This is a genomic window from Blautia sp. OF03-13 (genome assembly GCF_003460685.1).
GTDB classification, from domain to species: domain Bacteria; phylum Bacillota; class Clostridia; order Lachnospirales; family Lachnospiraceae; genus Fusicatenibacter; species Fusicatenibacter saccharivorans.
The window spans coordinates 25,690-39,954 of record NZ_QTVR01000014.1 but is presented as its reverse complement, the minus strand read 5'-3'; the positions used below and the strand labels follow the sequence as shown (position 1 = coordinate 39,954).

Genomic DNA, 14,265 nt, shown 5'->3' with positions numbered 1-14,265 from the left:
GATCGGTTGAAACTATGAAAAAAGTCACTTTACAGGAAATTGCAAATTCCCTGGGCATCTCCCGGACCACCGTCTGGAAGGTGTTCAGCGGACACGAAGGTGTCTCCGATTCCCTGCGCACCAAGGTCATCGCCAAAGCCCAGGAGCTTGGCTATGCCATCCCGGAAGATTTTCAATATCCTTCCAGCGCGGAGGAGACCACGCCGGTCAACATTGCAGTTGCCGTCTGCAGACCGGAAACCTCACTTTTCTGGATGACCATCATCCACCAGATTGCAAAAGTATTTTCAACACACAATGTCAATCTCGTTTACACGTATCTTCCGACTTCGGCGGATAAAACGTATTTTCTCCCGCCCACACTTACAAACGGAAGCGTCCACGGCATCATTGTTCTGAACGTGTACAACGAACGTCTTCTGCGTCTGCTCGCAGAGACACAGATTCCCAAAGTGTTCCTGGACACTTCCTCCCTCGTATCCCCGTATGAACTGAACGGCGACCTTCTCCTGATGGAGAGCCGGAACAGCGTCCGCAATATCACCGCCCATCTTCTCGAGAAAGGACGCACCCTTCCGGGCTTCATGGGTGATATCGGCTACGCACAGTCCAACCGCGAACGCTATGAGGGCTTCTGCCAGGCACTGATGGATGCCGGAAAAACACCGAATCCTTCTCTTTGCCTGACCACACCGCTTGGGATTGACTCCTACCGCGAGGAAATCGATTCTTTCCTTTCCTCCCTTTCCCGCATGCCGGACGCTTTTGTCTGCGCCAGCGACTACGTTGCCTGTATTCTGATGCAGCTTCTTGAAAAGCGGGGACTGCGCGTGCCGGAGGACGTTGCCGTATCCGGCTTTGACAACAATATCGAGGATCTTCTGGCAGAAAATCTGACTACCGTTCAGGTCTTCAATGAGGAGCTCGGCTCCCGCCTGGCGCTTCAGATTCTTTACCGGATCAAATATCCGCACACGCCGCATGAAGTGACGTATCTGGAATCCAAAGTTCTGTACCGCGCTTCCACCGGCGACTGATGCAACCGTTTTTCTAATTTTGCTTTTTGAAAAGACACCGTCTTCCGTTTATTTCGGATCCGGTGTCTTTTTTGTGTTTTCTTTTTTCCGGGAACGCATTGGTTCTGCGCTCCCGGAAGCATTTTCTGTTCTGATTTCTTATTTTGTCGTGCGAATGCGGATGGTACGGATCTCGTACGGTTTGATCGTAAGTGAAATCTCGTTTTCTTTCACATCAATGGCACTCTCTGCCGGCTGCTCCAGCAGATTGGTTTCCTCTGCTGAAAGAATCGCATCTGCGCAGTACAGTGTCACTTTCGTTCTCGCATTCTCCACCTCATACAGACGCACAATGATGCCATCGCCGTCCTCTGCCTTTTTCACGGTCTCAAGCACAACGTTGCGCTTGTCCACGGACAGGAATTCCATACGGTCTTTTTCTGCCGCACTGGAAACAGCTTTTGCCGGCACGTTCAGGTTCAGTGCTTCCTGTACCGTACCTGCCTCGCGCCATGTTCCTGCGTGCGGATACAGAGAGTAGGTAAAGAAATGTTCTTCCTGGTCTGCGGTCAGATTCGGCTCGGTTCCGGATTTGATCAGGGTCTGTGTTATCACACGGTCCTTCATGGAATAGCCGTACTTGCAGTCGTTCATCAGGCTGACGCCGTAGCCTCCCTCGGAGAGATCGGCCCATTTGTGGCCGCATACCTCGAATCTTGCCTGATCCCAGCTTGTGTTGGTGTGCAGTTTTCTTGTCACATTACCGAACTGGATATCGTACGTTGCCTCGTCGCTGTGAACGTCTGCCGGGAAGTGAACTTTGAGCACATGCTCGGCAAATTTCCAGTCAACGTAGGTTTCGAAGTCGATTCTGCGGTCTTTTGCGTAGAAGTGGATCTGCTGGCGGATGACGGTATCCATCACTTCGCGCTCGATCTCCAGGGTTGCACGGACCGGACCGTTTTCTGTCCACTCCATGCGGCGCACGCCCTCTACCTTCCAGGATTTCTCGGTATGGAAGATGTCCAGATTCCATGCGCTGTACTGCAGCGGTTTATCCTCATAGATCCGCAGTTCATTTCCTGTTTTTCCGATCTGAAGTACTTCACGGTCATTTTCTTTGTCAAACAGGGAAGTAAATTCGCCGTTTGCATCGATTGCAATGGTGTAAAACGGTGTCTCAAGGGTATATCCCTCTCCTGCTTCTGCTATGGCAAACGGTGTTTTCACAACGGATCCGCTTACCGGGCGCAGTACCTGATATCCCTTGGACGGCAGATTTTCTGCGTAAATAACCGCTCCGTCTTTCGTCTGCTGTACCGGATACACGTTCGTTCCATCGGTCAGTGCCTCAGCGCTGTTTGTGCCCAGCTCTACGATATCGTTTCTTCTATGGCCCAGCGTATTCCATACGGTCACACTCTCGTCCTTCTTCGCACAGAGTGCATCCAGACGCTCACCGATCAGTTTTGCAGATGTTTCTGCAATTTCCGCATACTCTTTCTTCGTCTGCTCATATACCTCATGGATGGAGGAACCCGGCAGAATATCGTGGAACTGATTTGTCAGGATCATCTCCCACATGCGGTTCAGTTCTTCGGTCGGATATGCTTTTCCGGCCTTTTCTGCCAGAACGGACAGAAGCTCTAATTCCATCATCGCATACTCGCTCTTACGGTTTCCGCGTTTGTTGCGTGCCATCGAAGTATACGTTCCCCGGTGGAACTCGAAATACAGCTCTCCGATCCAGGTTGGGAGGCGTTTGCTGTCTTTTACTTTCTCATGCAGTTCGTCGAAATACGTTCTCGCAAATGCCTGGCGTACTTTCGGCACGCCCTTGATGCCTTTTTCCATTCGTTTGGATGTCTCAAGCATCGTTCTGGTCGGGCCGCCGCCGCCGTCCCCGTAGCCATAACTGATCAGAATATCGTTGTTGATATCCTTATTCTGATAGCGGTCCCAGCCGCCCATGATTGCATCCGGATGCAGCATGCCGTTGTATGTCGTAAAGAAGCTGGTCTCCGGCTGGCCGACGCCGAGCGTTGTGATCATATGCGTGAAAACTTTGCTTCCGTCGATTCCTTCCCAGTTCATGGTATCGTACGGCACTTTGTTAAACTCGTTCCATGCCAGCTTTGTCGTCATGAAGTAATCAATTCCGCATTTTTTCAGAATCTGCGGCATGGCAGCGCTGTATCCGAACACGTCCGGCAGCCACAGAATTTTGTTGTCTACACCGAACTCCTCTTTGAAGAAGCGTTTTCCGAACAGGAACTGACGCACAAGGGACTCTCCTGATGTCAGGTTGCAGTCTGCCTCAACCCACATGCCGCCTTCCGGCTCCCAGCGTCCTTCTTTGACTCTCTGGCGGATTTTCTCGTATACTTCCGGGTGTCTTTCCTTTACAAAGCTGTAGAGCTTCGGCTGGCTTGACATGAAATGATAGTTCGGATACTCATCCATCAGTTTTAATACCGTTGCAAAGCTTCGGCAGGATTTCTGGCGAACCTGGTCAATCGTCCACAGCCATGCTACATCGATGTGTGTGTGGCCGATGCACGTTGCCACGACTTCATCCCAGCCGCCCATTTTTTCATAGATTTCTTCCTGAATACAGGTTTCTGCCTCTTCTATCGAAGCATAGAACTCTTTGCTGTACGGCTTCCGAAGATCCAGCAGATTGATGGTATTCGTCAGGGCAGTTTCCAGATCCAGACGGGTTTTACTGTCCTCGTCCATACGGTTCAGTCCCTGCATCGGAACGATCAGATCGTAATAGATCTCTTCGATTTTTTTATCATGCTCTTCCAGGTCTGCCAGCAGCCGGAACTCGCTGTGCAGCGTTCCGGTGTAGGACTGCAGATCGAGCTGAATTTTTTCGCCGGCCTTCGCATGCTCTCTTACGAGCACCTCACGGTGGTTGATGTCCATACCCTGGATGACTTCTCCGTTTGCAAACAGCAGGAACTGCGGGTTTCTTCCGTCATCCCATTCGTCCAGTCCTGCATGGACTCTCATCCAGAGATTTTTTCCGTCAAAGCTCTCTGGAACGGTGATGGTGGTGCGGAACCAGTAATGTCTGTCCGGTCCGTACCAGCGGTCGTTTACGGTATCAAACGAGGTCCACGGCTCTGCCGATGCATCTGCCTCTGCCGGTGTGATATAGCAGCCGTTTTTCACCTGCATATCGGTGATTTTGATTTTCTGTGAGATGGAAAGCCGCGCCAGCTCCTGGCAGATCACGTTCACACGCTCTTTTACAAATTTCATAATGCCTCCTTATGTTGGTCGTCATGCTCTGTTATACAAAAAAGTCCGCCGGACCTGCAGGCTTTCTCACCCGTAAGCCCGGCGGACTTGACTCTTAAAGACTGTTCTCTTTTACGTAGTTCAGCAGCTCATCTACGGTTGTGAATGCCATACCGGTTACAGTATCTGCGCATCCGTAGTAGATAGTGATTCTTCCGGTTGCTGCATCGCTTAAGGTTGCGCACGGGAATACTACGTTCGGAACATCACCCATGCACTCGTACTGGGTGATCGGAGCCATAATATAGTCTTTCGTTCTGTATTTTACTTTCCACGGCTCGTCGATATCAAGCAGTGCGCATCCCATACGATATACGTATCCGTTGCAGGTTGTGATAACGCCGTGGTAGATCAGCAGCCATCCCTCATCTGTTTCGATCGGAACCGGGCCGGCACCGATCTTGGTGCACTGCCATGCAGACTCATCGCCGCGGACCGGGCTCATCATGTGACGGTGTCTTCCCCAGAATTCCATATCTTTACTCTGGCTGACAAAGATATCGCCGAACGGTGTATGGCCGTTGTCGCTTGGACGGCTCATCATCATGTAGTAGCCGTTGATCTTTCTCGGGAACAGCACGCCGTTACGGTTGAATGGAAGGAATGCGTTCTCAAGCTGAACGAATTTCTTGAAGTCATAGGTGTAAGCAACACCGATGGTCGGGCCGTGATAGCCGTTGCACCAGGTTACATAGTATTTGTCGTCGATTTTGCAGACACGCGGGTCATAACGGTACTCTCTTGTCAGAATCTCCTCGTCAGCGCCCTCAAATTTGATCGGTTCATCCTCGATCTCCCAGTGGATACCGTCTTTACTTCTTCCAACGAAGATGTCCATGCTGATGGAACGGCTGTCGCAGCGGAATACACCTACGTATCCGTCCTCGAACGGTACGACTGCGCTGTTGAAGATACTGTTGGAACGTTTCTGCTCGTAACGGCCGATGATCGGGTTCTGATCATAGCGCCATACCGGCATGTGCTCTCCTGCTGGTTTTTCCTGCCAAGGCATATCCGGCAGATTGTTTCCGATGATTTTACTCATGATTGTTTCCCTCTGTGAAAATTATTTTTTTCTTTCTCTCTTGTCACGCCATACGGACATTTTTGATCTTTCGATCCGATACTTCTATCTTCGTCCATTTCTGCGCAAAAGTCAAGTGTTTTTGTTCACTTTTATGTAAATTTTCGTTTTCTTTGTTACTTTTTATCGTTCATTTATTTTCTATTTGTGTTCATCTTTGTTCACAAATGGATTTTTTCTATTTTTCGTACGGTTTTCTTCCCCGCAGAATGTCGGCATACCAGAATACAATCTCTGAAATGTGGTGCAGATCGCCTTCTTTGCTGATGCTTCTCCAGGACGCTTTATACTTCATAAACCAGGTTTCCAGCCGTCCCGCAAGTGCCGCGCAGGCTGTCTCATCCTTTTCTTTTCCAAGCTCAATGTCACACATTCTCGCGCCCGTCTCATTCCAGATGTCAATCGCTTCCATCGTGAGTTCCAGCACCGGAACCATTGGACGGCAGGATTCTTCCAGAGCACCGGCTGTCTTTTTCAGTTCTTTTTTCAGAGCCGCAATTGTTTCCTTTGCAGCTGCACGCTTCGCCTCATCCTGGATTCTCGCATCAAACAGCGCATTCCGGTTGTTCGGATGACCGAGCACTTTTTCCTCGTAAACGACGTTGGCATCCCACCAGTCAAAGATGGAGCATTCTGCCGTTTTTGCCATATAGGAAACGAATTTTCCGCTCCGGTCGCCGTAGGCCAGACGGGAAATCTGTTCATTCAGCTCCTCAAAGCTGTCGGTATCGTCTCCCCAGGAGAAGACGGCTCCATAGATCATGCCAGGAAGGGAAAAGTCCGGCTGATTGATGTGGCCGCAGTCACCCCAGTCTGTGTTCAGAACACCTTCCGCATGGTATTTTCTCGCATAGCCGCACATCCGTGTGATATTTTTGTAGCTGTTCTCCACCAGGTTCATCCACTGGTTCCAGCCGCCGACCCCAGGACAGAGATACTGTCTTGCACCAGCTTCCGCCATCACTTTTGCCTCATGCTCTCTCTGCTCGGCTGCATAGCCCCAGGTCAGGCAGACGGTTTCCTCTGGCAGCTCTTTGATCAGCTCCGGCTGTGCGCAGATGATATCGCCCCAGAACATCGGCTTTTTGCCTTTTGCCACGAGAAACTCGCAGAGCTCTTTTACATAGTCGATATACAGGCGGTGAACGCCTTTCTCGTCTGCCAGCGGTTTCGATTTTCCTTTTCCAAGGTCGAACGTTTCATCCGCGCAGATGTTGAATTTATCCGTGGCAAAGAGCGCCATGTACTCCTCGATCATGGCCTTGATCAGCTCGATCGCTCTGCCGCCGGAGACATCCACCGTGTGATGCTGCATCCGGTCCCAGAAGGAAAACGGCTCTTTCCAGCTGTCTGGGAATTCACAGAGGTCGCCATAGCTCTTTGTGGAGAGCAGCATGTACAGATGGCCGAACGTTGCGATCGACGGCACCAGTTCGATATGAAGCTTTGCGCAGTACGCATCCAGCTCGCGGATTTCCTCTGCCGTAAGCGGCGTCTCATCGCGCCACATCTCGGAAAGTCCCGAGAACAGATACGTGTGCTCCACATAGAGCTGCAGCTGGTTCAGCTTGTAGTACGCCATGCGGTCTGCCACCTGTTTTAAATAGGAAAGTGTCAGCACACGGCCTCTCGTCTCATCGAGATAATAGCCGCGCACCGGCAGATCCGGCTCATCCTCGATCCGCACAGCCGGAAGCAGTGCACCGTATTCGTGTATCATCTGGCACAGCGTCTGCACACCGTAGAGCACGCCGGCTCCGTCTCCGCCCTGGATGCGGATTTCCTCCTCTGTCACCTGCAGCACATACTGCTGGCTTTTCCTTGTCTCATCCAGTTCCAGTACAATCGCGCCGGTCTCTTTTCTTCCCGGAACGCCGTATCCGATATCGTACTGCATTCCGGTTTCCTTTTTGATTCCCTTCTGCAGCACTTTCGCATACGTATCCCCATTTCCCAGCAGTCTGCCATCCAGTACAATTCTGCCGTCATAGCAGAGTGCATGTTCCCCCGTCAGGAGTTTTACCTCTTTTGGTTTTGGTAAAAATTTCATTTTCCTTCTCCTCTTGTTTTTTGTTTTCTTTGTAACCATAGAACTTTCACTGAACGTTAAGTAACATTTTGAAACCACTTTCTCTTCTCCCCCATCCTACCATATTTTTTCCACATATTCCACAATAATTTGTAATTTTCTTCAATTTTTTTCAAAATTTCTTCCTGTTCTGCTCTTTTATATGTAAAGTAACTTTTGTTTCCCATTTTCATTCCGGAACAAAATCTGTTTTTTCGGATGAATGCGATCATCGGCTTTACCGCTCTGGCTGCCGCCCACGTCAATCAGCCGGACCAGGTGCAGGAATACCTGAACAAGATTTCCACCTCCGGCCAGCACCTTTTTCCGCCTGAACCAGATTCTGCTGAATCTGCTGAGCAATGCCACGAAATTCACACAGAACGGCAGCACCATCATTGTCCGTATTATTCAGAAACCGTACTATAAAAAAGGGTATGCGCTCTACGAATTCCACGTCCGCGACAACGGCATCGGCATAAGCCGGGAATTCCAGGAGCACCTCTTTGAATCGTTTACACGCGAGGAGACTTCTACGGTCAGCGGCATTCAGGGTACGGGACTTGGCATGGCGATCAACGTCAGCCATATGGTACAGGAAATCGCGATGGAGCTCCTTTCGAACGCCGGATTTTCCGTCAGCCTTGCAGACGACGGCGATGTTGCCGTTGAGACGCTCCGCACCGCAGCGCCGGATCAGTTCGATCTGGTGCTGATGGATATTCAGATGCCGAAACTCGACGGATACTCTGCAACGCGCCAGATCCGCACGCCGGACGGCGCCATTGCCAAAGTGCTTGGCTGATTCCCCTTTCTTATCTGCCGGAACCGTGAATTTTCTCTTACTCGAAAAAGAGGAGAAAAAGTTCACGGTTCCGGCAGATTTTTTCTTGCATTCTTTCGGGGAAGTGTGCTAGAGTGAAGATATCATATTTTATAAGAGGTGCTTATTTTGGATATTAATTACGAGTTATATAAGGTTTTCTATTACGTTGCCACCACACTCAGTTTTTCCGAGGCCTCCAAGCTGCTTTTTATCTCGCAGTCGGCGGTCAGCCAGTCGATCAAGGTTCTGGAGAAAAAGCTTGGAATCACGCTCTTTATCCGCAGTACAAAGCGCGTGCAGTTAACGCCGGAGGGAGAAACGCTGCTGCGCCACGTAGAGCCTGCGATCAACCTGATTGCGCGCGGTGAAGCACAGATTATGGAAGCGGGAACGCTTGGCGGCGGCCAGCTCCGCATCGGCGCGAGCGACACAATCTGCCGCTATTTCCTTGTTCCGTACCTGAACCGTTTCCACCGCTCCTTTCCGAATGTCCACATCAAGGTGACAAACCAGACTTCGACCCAGTGTGTCGATCTGCTGGAATCCGGCCAGGTGGATTTCATCGTGACCAATTATCCAAACTCGCATCTTTCCAGCCGTCTTCACACGATTCCGATTCATTCGTTCCACGATATCTTCATCGCGAACGGCGAATATTACCCGGAACTGGAAAACAGGCCGGTTCACTTAAAAGAGCTGCTGCAGTACCCGATTCTGATGCTCGACCGCAAGAGTACGACGAGTGAGTTCCTGCACAGCCAGTTTCAGCGGTTCCAGCTCGACCTCGTGCCGGAAATTGAGCTTGGCAGCAACGATCTTCTGATCGACCTGGCGAGTATCGGCCTTGGCATCGCGTTTGTGCCGGACTACTGCCTTGTAAAAGAGACGGCGGCCTTCCAGCTCGACCTCGTGGAGGAGCTTCCGCCGCGCCAGCTTGTCGTTGCCCACAGCTCCCATCTGCCGATCCCGCAGGCGGCAAAAGAGTTCATGAGCATGCTGGAAAAAGGCGCCGAATAACTTTTTCCGATCTATACGTCAAAAGAGGCAGGATCCTCAAGAAATTTTTCTGGATCCCTGCCTCTTTTTCTGTTTTTATGATCCGTTCTGGATTTACTGCTCGCTGCCGTCTTTCTGCACCGGTTCGGATGCTTCCGCTTTTTCCGGGCTTTCTGCATCCGCTGCTGCCTTTCCGGCTTCTGCTTTCAGATACTCTTTGAGCTCTTCCGGGCTGGAGATCTGAATGTTGCGGTTTACTTTTGCATCGTATGTATCGGCTCTCATGATTTCGGAGAGATCGACACCGGTCGCCTCTTTCATCGACTCAAACAGCTTTGCCATCACCACCGGCACATTGCCCGCTACGGAGCCGATGCCGTTGTCTTCGCTTCCGCCGCCGATGATCGTAATCTTGTCGATCTGGCTGAGCGGCTCTGCGATCTTTCCGGCGATCTCCGGCAGAACCTTGATCATCATCTCTGCCATTGCGGCTTTGTTGTAGCGCTGGTAAGCCTCAGCTTTCTTCTCCATACCTTCGGCCTCTGCAAGTGCCTGGGCACGGATGGATGCGGCTTCCGCCTCACCTTTTGCCTTGATACCGAGTGCTTCCTGCTCCATCGCATAGCGCTGGGCTTCTGCCTGGGCTTTCTTTGCCTCCGCCTCGCGGATTTTTTCGAACTGGTCTGCCTCTGCGTCTTTCTGACGGCGGTACAAATCTGCCTCTGCCTGCTGCTGTTTTGCGTAACGCTCGGCCTCGGCTTTCTTCTTGACTTCTGCCTCGAGGGATTTCTCGGTTACTTCTACTTCTCTGGCACGGAGCTCAACCTCGCGCTCCTGACGGGCGATGTTCGCATTCGCGGAAGTGATTTCCAGCTCTTTTCTCTGCTGCTCTTCCTGAATCTTGTACGCTGCATCTGCCTCTGCCTTTTTGATATCGGACTCTTTTTTCAGCTCTGCCGACTTGATTGCCAGATCGTTGTTTTTCTTTGCGATCTCAGTCTCGGCAAGAACGCGCTCATCGTTCGCCTCTTTATTTGCACGCGCCTGGGCAATTTTGATTTCTTTCTCGGAATTGGCACGGGCGATCGCCGCGGATTTCTTGATTTTTACGATATTGTCGATACCGAGGTTTTCAATGACCTGATTGGAATCAACGAAATTCTGTACGTTGAAGCTGATGATGTCAAGTCCCATCGCAGCCAGGTCCGGTTCTGCATTTTCTTTGACCAGCTCCGCAAACTTCTGACGGTCGGAAACCATCTCTTCCAGACGCATCTTTCCAACGATCTCACGCATGTTTCCTTCAAGGACTTCTCTTGCAACCTTGGCAATATATTCGCTGTCGCGGTTCAGGAAGTTCTGGGATGCTTTCTGGAGCTTCTGCGGTTCGTCCCCGACTTTGATGTTGACGGCTGCATCCACCTGAATATTGATGTAGTCAGCGGTCGGCACGGCGTCGCTCGTCTTCACATCAATCGCTACCAGCTTCAGACTCAGCTTGTCCAGCCGCTCAAAGAATGGGAGCTTGATGCCGGCTTTACCGATCAGGATCCGCTGGCCTTTTTGGAAACCGGAAATAATAAATGCGGTATCCGGCGGCGCCTTCACATAACCGCTCGCCAGAATGGCAAGAATGATCACCACAACGGCGATCACGGCAATCATGGTTGCATGTTCGAATACAAATTCCATCTTGTTTCCTCCCTTTTTTCTGCGGATGCTTTTCGCTCCGCGTTCTGCTTTTGTGTCTGTGTTATTTTCACTATAGCATTTTTTGCGGGATAGATACAACTGCATTATTATTACGATTTTGTAAGATTTCTGTTCGGGCAAAAACAATCCGCTGGAGCAGATTCTGATATGCCTTGCAACAAAAAAACGAAGGAGCTTCTTTTTACAGAAACTTCTTCGCCTTTCCTTTTTTTCACTGATCCTGCTCTTATGCTCTTTCGACAATCTTCTCCAGCGCTTTTGTGATCGCTGCTTTCAGCTCCGTCTGATCTGCCGGTGTCTTGACGGCCAGCTGACGGATCAGTGCTGTTACGTGATCGTCTCCAACCTCACCAAGGCTCGTAACGGCCGCGGTTTTTACGTCTACATCGTCTACTTCCAGAAGAGAAGTCAGAATATTAACAGAACCATCATTTCTCGAAGCTGCACAGGCTTTTGCAAGCGCTACCTGCGTTGTCTTGTCCGAATCCAGATACTGTTTTCTTAATTTGTCCCATTTTCCTTTTTCCACCATTTTTTTCAGCTTGTCTTCCGATGCCTCTTTTGAACCAAACATTGTAAATCCTTCTTTCTTTTTGCTCTTATTTTTGGTGGATGCAGCAACTGCCGCGGCGAATCAAAAAGGTTCGTAGTGTTTTTGCTGTCGTCCCTGTCATGTCCGCCACATTGTAACCATGCTCTCGTCCATAACAGAGATTATACTCCTTTTCTTCTGGTTTTTGAACAGAAATACTATAAAATTTTTATAAAAATTGTTACTTTTTCACAGATTTTTCTTGTTGTTCTGCTTTTTATTTCAGATATCCCGTATATTCCGCCGTATGCAGCAGTTTATTGGCGTTTTCCACGCGCTCTTTGGTCGGCGGGTTGATGCCTTCGAGTTTGTATGGGATTCCTAAGGTTTCCCATTTGAATACGCCGAGGGTGTGGTATGGGAGAACCTCTACGCGCTGTACGTTGTGCAGGCTGTGTAAAAACTCATCGAGGCGAATCAGGTATTCATCGTAGTCGCTGCGTTCCGGGACGAGGACGTGGCGGATCCAGACTGGTTTGCCGATCTCGTCAAGGTAGCGCGCCAGGTCGAGGATGTTCTCGTTGGTGCAGCCGGTCAGCTCTCTGTGCGCCTTGTCGTCAATCAACTTGATATCGAGCAGCAGCAGGTCGGTGTATTTCATCAGCTCATTAAATTTGCTGAAATACGGCTCCTCTCTTGTGAACGGATTTCCACTGGTATCCAGCGTTGTGTGAACGCCGTTCTTTTTTGCCTTGCGGAACAGCTCGATCAGGAAGTCGATCTGCAGCAGCGGTTCTCCGCCGCTCACGGTAATGCCGCCTTTTTCTCCCCAATAGTTTTTATAGCGGAGCGCTTTTTTCAGCACCTCGTCTGCGGTCTGCCAGTCGGCATCTTTTGTTGTCCAGGTATCCGGGTTGTGGCAGAACTGGCAGCGCATGTTGCAGCCCTTCACAAAAATCACGTAGCGTACGCCAGGTCCGTCGACGGAACCGAAGCTCTCGATCGAATGGATCGCGCCCTTTACCGGGCCATTGTTGTTCTGATTCATTTCACTCATATTTTTTCCTCTTCTTTCCAACTTACTATCTTTCTATTTTTCTGTATTTTCCGGTCAAATTTCAAGGTTCTGCTTGATTATACGGAAATCCGCGGTTCTTTTCAAGGCTTTTCCATGTACAAAATCGAACACATGGCAGGATAAAAATTTGGTTTACTATATTGCATTATGATATAGTCTGTGTTATGATCTACTCAACAAGGAGGTGTTCATATGAATCCACAACTCAAAAAGGGCGTCCTAGAGCTCTGTGTCCTCTCCCAGCTGACAAAAGAGGACAAATACGGCTATGAGCTGACAGACGCTATTTCCCGCGAAATGTCCATCGCCGCAGGAACGCTCTATATGATTTTAAAACGACTCAAGGAAGCCGGTTACGTGGAAACGTATCTACAGGAATCCGCATCCGGCCCTGCCCGGAAATATTACCATCTGACTGAAGCAGGAACAGCTTATCAGCAGGAGAAAAAACAGGAATGGCTGGATTTCACCCAGCAGATCAACCGACTGATTTCAGATGAAACGATCTGACGATAGAAAGGAAAATCATGATGAATACAACGTATGAAACTTATATGAATGCATTGAAACAGGGCCTTGCATCCTTTGATTCTGCCGCCGCAGAGGAAATTTTAAACGATTTCGAATCCCATTTCGCCGACGCCCGCAGCCAGGGTCTCTCCGATGAGGAAATCTGTGCGGAACTCGGCAATGTCGACGATGTCCTCGAATTTTTCCGTCAGGAATATGCCACAACGGAGCAGCCTGTTGCAAACGTGCTGCCACAGGAGAAAACCCACTCCAATTCTGAAGAAACACATCCGAACTACCCGTACGCCCCTTCCACTGCCATCACCGCTATGGAAATCTCCCTGCGGAACGCTTCTGCCGACTTTGCTCCGGGCACTTCCGCTTCGGTTGAGTTTGACTTTTCCGGCGACTTCGATCCGGACCGCTTCGAAGCAGGCATTGAGGGCAATACGTTCTGTCTGCGAGAGAAAAAGCTCATCCCTTCCGTATTCTGGAAACATCTTTTCTGCAATAATCACCAGAAAGAGGTGTTCTCCTTCCAGGTGCCGTCCACCGTACAGAAGCTGACGCTCCGCTCTTTGAACGGCGCGACCGGGCTTGATACCCTCTCCCTTACTACGCTCGAAATTTCCGCCACAAACGGCAAAATCACCGGTGATTCCCTTTCCGCATCCAGCTGCCGCATACAGGCCGCGAACGGAAAGATCGTCCTGACCCGTCTGCGCACAGACAGCCTCGATGTTTCCGCCACAAACGGCAAACTTGAAATCACCGGCGACTGCTCCCGCGCATCCTTAAACAGTGTCAACGGTAAAGTCCTCTTCGAGGGAACCTGTTCCGAGTACCTGACAGCAAAATCCGTCAACGGTTCCGTGAAACTCCATCTCCCGCACGACCTTGCCGATGCGTCCATTCATGCATCCACGACAACCGGAAAAATCCGCCTCGTCTCCAATGGAAGAACGGAATCCTACACAAAAACATTCACCCGCTCCGGTATTTCTGCATTCACCATTCAGGCAAGTACCGTCAACGGAAATGTCCTGCTCTCTGACTTGCCGGCAGAAAACTGACAAAAAAGAATGGACTGGATAAAATGTTTTTCTTTAGTCGACTGATATGTAAGAAGAACA

The 14,265-nt window shown here is 50.2% G+C and carries 12 protein-coding genes and 1 pseudogene; 6 read left to right on the top strand and 7 right to left on the bottom strand.

Features of this window, described 5'->3' with window-relative positions; genetic code table 11:
* Positions 1-14: 14 nt before the first annotated feature.
* Complete coding sequence (locus tag DXA55_RS11585) at positions 15-1,037, top strand: LacI family DNA-binding transcriptional regulator (RefSeq protein ID WP_117814257.1); 1,023 nt, start codon at positions 15-17, stop codon at positions 1,035-1,037.
* Between the two features lie 138 nt (positions 1,038-1,175).
* Here the strand turns inward: DXA55_RS11585 and DXA55_RS11580 are convergent, their stop codons facing one another.
* From DXA55_RS11580 to DXA55_RS16975, 4 genes are all read right to left on the bottom strand, one after another.
* Complete coding sequence (locus tag DXA55_RS11580; RefSeq protein ID WP_117814255.1) at positions 1,176-4,286, bottom strand: alpha-mannosidase; 3,111 nt, start codon at positions 4,284-4,286, stop codon at positions 1,176-1,178.
* Positions 4,287-4,380: 94 nt separating this feature from the next.
* Positions 4,381-5,370, bottom strand: coding sequence for a glycoside hydrolase family 130 protein (locus DXA55_RS11575; protein ID WP_055221374.1), 990 nt, complete (start codon positions 5,368-5,370; stop codon positions 4,381-4,383).
* Between the two features lie 217 nt (positions 5,371-5,587).
* On the bottom strand, positions 5,588-7,459 hold the full coding sequence (locus tag DXA55_RS11570) for a beta-N-acetylhexosaminidase (RefSeq protein ID WP_117814253.1): 1,872 nt from the start codon (positions 7,457-7,459) through the stop codon (positions 5,588-5,590).
* 56 nt (positions 7,460-7,515) lie between these two features.
* Complete coding sequence (locus DXA55_RS16975) at positions 7,516-7,710, bottom strand: hypothetical protein (RefSeq protein WP_147342017.1); 195 nt, start codon at positions 7,708-7,710, stop codon at positions 7,516-7,518.
* Between the two features lie 98 nt (positions 7,711-7,808).
* On the opposite strand from DXA55_RS16975, the pseudogene DXA55_RS19585 reads away from it, so the two are divergent.
* The 3 genes and pseudogenes from DXA55_RS19585 to DXA55_RS11560 form a co-directional block, all read left to right on the top strand.
* A pseudogene (locus tag DXA55_RS19585) lies at positions 7,809-7,994 on the top strand (sensor histidine kinase); the annotation flags it as partial.
* A 51-nt stretch (positions 7,995-8,045) separates the two neighbouring features.
* Positions 8,046-8,282, top strand: a complete 237-nt coding sequence (locus DXA55_RS17835) for a response regulator (RefSeq protein WP_242998512.1) — start codon at positions 8,046-8,048, stop codon at positions 8,280-8,282.
* A 147-nt stretch (positions 8,283-8,429) separates the two neighbouring features.
* Positions 8,430-9,320, top strand: coding sequence for a LysR family transcriptional regulator (locus DXA55_RS11560; protein WP_022463164.1), 891 nt, complete (start codon positions 8,430-8,432; stop codon positions 9,318-9,320).
* A 93-nt stretch (positions 9,321-9,413) separates the two neighbouring features.
* On the opposite strand, the gene DXA55_RS11555 is transcribed toward DXA55_RS11560, so the two are convergent.
* From DXA55_RS11555 to pflA, 3 genes are all read right to left on the bottom strand, one after another.
* Positions 9,414-10,991: a flotillin family protein gene (locus DXA55_RS11555; protein ID WP_226906392.1), complete on the bottom strand. Its 1,578-nt coding sequence runs from the start codon at positions 10,989-10,991 to the stop codon at positions 9,414-9,416.
* Positions 10,992-11,238: 247 nt separating this feature from the next.
* The gene (locus tag DXA55_RS11550; protein WP_055221368.1) at positions 11,239-11,586 is read right to left on the bottom strand and encodes a HEAT repeat domain-containing protein; all 348 of its coding nucleotides are present in this window, start codon (positions 11,584-11,586) and stop codon (positions 11,239-11,241) included.
* 235 nt (positions 11,587-11,821) lie between these two features.
* Positions 11,822-12,601, bottom strand: a complete 780-nt coding sequence (gene pflA / locus DXA55_RS11545; RefSeq protein WP_022463161.1) for a pyruvate formate-lyase-activating protein — start codon at positions 12,599-12,601, stop codon at positions 11,822-11,824.
* A gap of 213 nt (positions 12,602-12,814) precedes the next feature.
* On the opposite strand from pflA, the gene DXA55_RS11540 reads away from it, so the two are divergent.
* Together DXA55_RS11540 and DXA55_RS11535 are read left to right on the top strand one after the other, a co-directional pair.
* Positions 12,815-13,132: a PadR family transcriptional regulator gene (locus tag DXA55_RS11540; protein WP_022463160.1), complete on the top strand. Its 318-nt coding sequence runs from the start codon at positions 12,815-12,817 to the stop codon at positions 13,130-13,132.
* Positions 13,133-13,149: 17 nt separating this feature from the next.
* Positions 13,150-14,205: a DUF4097 family beta strand repeat-containing protein gene (locus tag DXA55_RS11535; RefSeq protein WP_117814251.1), complete on the top strand. Its 1,056-nt coding sequence runs from the start codon at positions 13,150-13,152 to the stop codon at positions 14,203-14,205.
* Positions 14,206-14,265: the final 60 nt, after the last annotated feature.